Genomic DNA, 2941 nt, shown 5'->3' with positions numbered 1-2941 from the left:
CCTGCCAAGCAGACGTTTCATGGCCGGCTTTTCACCGTCGACGCTGACATGTTCGGCGACCACGGTCATGACCGGCATGCCGATCGCCAGAACCACCCCGATCCACGCGGACAGGCTGAGCAGGCGGAAATACCGCTCTTCCAGGAGCCCGGCGACGACGAGGACTGTCCCGCCGAAATAGGCCGCGACCGCCCAATTGGCATAGGCTTTCGACAACAGCGCCTGAACGCAGACAATGAGGATAACGGGGACGGAAAAAAACAGCAGGATACGCGCATCCTCCTGCCGGGCCCTGAATATGCTGACAAGAAGCGATCCGAAAAGGATCGGCCCGAACACGCCGAACTGGCTGAAGAAGAACTCCGCCAGTTTGAGGTATTTCAGGCTGAATTCGCTGGCATCGCGACGCACCCAGTCCGCATTGTCCAGCGTATGTTCGAATGTCGACAGATCGTTGAGAAAATTCCAGACGATGTTCGGCATTGCCACGGCAACGAAAACCGCGAGCATTGCCAGCGCCTGCCGCCAGGACGGTCGCGCGGCCGGGATAAAGACCGCGGCCAGCAAGACGCCAAGGACAAAATAGATGCCTGCATATTTCGCGAGAAACGCCATTCCGGCCGCGACCCCGGCCGCGGCGGCGAAGAACACCGAATTTCCCTTGAGCATCCTGATGTAAAACAGAAGCGCCAGCGAGAAGAACGGCGCCATGATCGTGTCGGTCGAAATCACCGCGCTGCCAAGCGTGACGGCGGGCATGGTGATATAGGACACCATCACCCAGAAGGCGACGCGGGCATCGTAAAGATATCTGGCAAGCGAGCCGAGAATGAGCGCCGTGGCAAAATGGAACAAAGGCGCCGGGAGCCGCACCCAGAAGGTCGCGTCGCTTCCGGCGATATCCGTGAACAGCCGGATGATCCAGGCGATCAGAGGCGGTTTCGAATAATAACCAAAATCGATATCCTGGCCCCAGAGCCAGTATTGGGATTCATCGACAAAGAGGTCGGTGCGGTCGAACCACAGGAAAAACACCCGGAACAGCGTCACCAGCGCACAGGCCGCAATGCCTGCGGCAAGCCAGTCGCCGGAGGTCGGGCTGAGCTCTCTGTTCTTGAGAGGGTGGAGGATGGAGCGCACCAGTTCTGCCCGGCTCTCTTTCGCAATTGCCAAGGCTCATAGCAGGTATTTCAGATGATTCAAATCGCACGATCAGCGCGATGAACCGTGGCTTTCAGGCTTTCTTTTCCCAGCGGCGATCCTGTGTCTGCTGCCAATAGGTCAGATCGTGCCCCTCATCCTTGAGCGCCTTCCAATGCGACCTTGCCGCCTCGACCTGTGCCTGATCATGGCCGTCGAACATGAACACGGCCCGCTCATAGTCTGCAAGTTCGGAAGGATCGGCGCCGTCCACAATGAAACGGACCTGCGCCCCGTTTGCATTGCCCTGTGTGGCACAGATCAGGACCGGTTGACGATCGGGGTGCTGCGCGCTGTCGGTGCCGTGCGGCAGAAAGCTCTCATCGCGATAGGTCCACAGATGCTGGTCAAGCGCGTCACGCCGCTCCTCGCTGCCGGTTTGCACGACAACGCGCCAGCCGCGCTCAAGGCTCTTTTCCAGAAGCGGCGGCAGGGCGTCCTCGAGACGCGATTCGGTCAGATGGTAGAACAATACCTCGGTCATCGGGCCACGCTACACCGGGTTTTGCCGGCCCGACAAGCGGCCGCCGCGATCAGCTCTCATGGTTGGCGCGGATGAATTCATCAAGCAGCCGCACACCAAAGCCCGAGGCCCAGGAGCGATTGATCTCCGTCTGCGGCGAGCCCATGGCGGTGCCGGCGATATCGAGATGGGCCCAGGGCACGTCATTGACAAAGCGCTGAAGGAACTGTCCCGCCGTGATCGAGCCGGCCCAGCGCCCTCCGACATTCTTCATGTCGGCGAACTTGGAGTCGATCAATTTGTCATATTCGGGCGCGAGCGGCATGCGCCAGACCTTCTCGTTCGTCACATGACCGGCGGCAGAGAGCTGCGCACTCAGGTCATCATCGTTGGAGAACAGGCCGGCATGCTGGTGGCCGAGCGCGACGATGATGGCCCCGGTCAGGGTTGCCAGATTGATCATGCGCTGCGGTGAGAACCGGTCCTGACAATACCAAAGGGCATCGCACAGGACGAGGCGCCCTTCTGCGTCGGTGTTGATGACCTCGATCGTCTGGCCGGACATCGATGTGACGATATCGCCGGGACGCTGGGCGTTTCCGTCCGGCATGTTCTCGACAAGTCCGATCATTCCGATGACATTGGCCTTGGCCTTGCGGGCCGCCAGGGCATGCATCAGTCCGATGACCGCGGCGGCACCGCCCATGTCGCCCTTCATATCCTCCATACCCGCGCCGGGTTTCAAGGATATGCCGCCGGTATCGAAGACGACACCCTTGCCGATGAAGGCCACCGGCTTCTGCCTGGCCTTGCCGCCCTTCCACTGCATGACCGCGAGGCGCGGCGGGCGGACCGAACCCTGGGCGACGCCAAGCAGCGCGCCCATGCCGAGCTTTTTCATGTCCTTCTCGGTGAGGATCTCCACCTCGACACCGAGCTTCTCGAGCGCGCTGGCCTTTTTGGCGAATTCCACCGGGCCGAGGATGTTCGCCGGTTCATTGACAAGATCGCGCGCCAGGGTCACGCCATCGGCAATGGCCTTTGCTGACTGGAACGCCTTTTTTGCCGCGGTCGCATGCGGCGAAACGAGGACCACCGAGACGGCCTTCTTGTCGTTGCCCTCGCCGTTGCCGTTCTTTCGCGTCTTGTAGATATCGAATTTGTAGCTGCGGAGCAGCAATCCAAGCGCAAGATCGCAAACCGCCGCGGCGGAAACGTCGGCGTCATCGACATCGACGAACACGGTGATCCTCGATGATTTCCCGGCAAGGCCGAACA

The 2941-nt window shown here is 60.6% G+C and carries 3 protein-coding genes; all 3 read right to left on the bottom strand.

Features of this window, described 5'->3' with window-relative positions; translation table 11 throughout:
- On the bottom strand, positions 1-1173 hold a 1173-nt coding region (locus AC5E6N_RS23925; RefSeq protein ID WP_491750158.1), incomplete at its 3' end, for an ArnT family glycosyltransferase.
- A gap of 61 nt (positions 1174-1234) precedes the next feature.
- The gene (locus tag AC5E6N_RS23920) at positions 1235-1684 is read right to left on the bottom strand and encodes a DNA polymerase III subunit chi (RefSeq protein ID WP_491689857.1); all 450 of its coding nucleotides are present in this window, start codon (positions 1682-1684) and stop codon (positions 1235-1237) included.
- A 49-nt stretch (positions 1685-1733) separates the two neighbouring features.
- Positions 1734-2941 (bottom strand): leucyl aminopeptidase (locus AC5E6N_RS23915; protein ID WP_491750157.1); only part of this gene is annotated, 1208 nt, incomplete at its 5' end.

This window comes from Hoeflea sp. (assembly GCF_984452065.1).
This window is presented reverse-complemented; position numbering and strand designations above follow the sequence as displayed.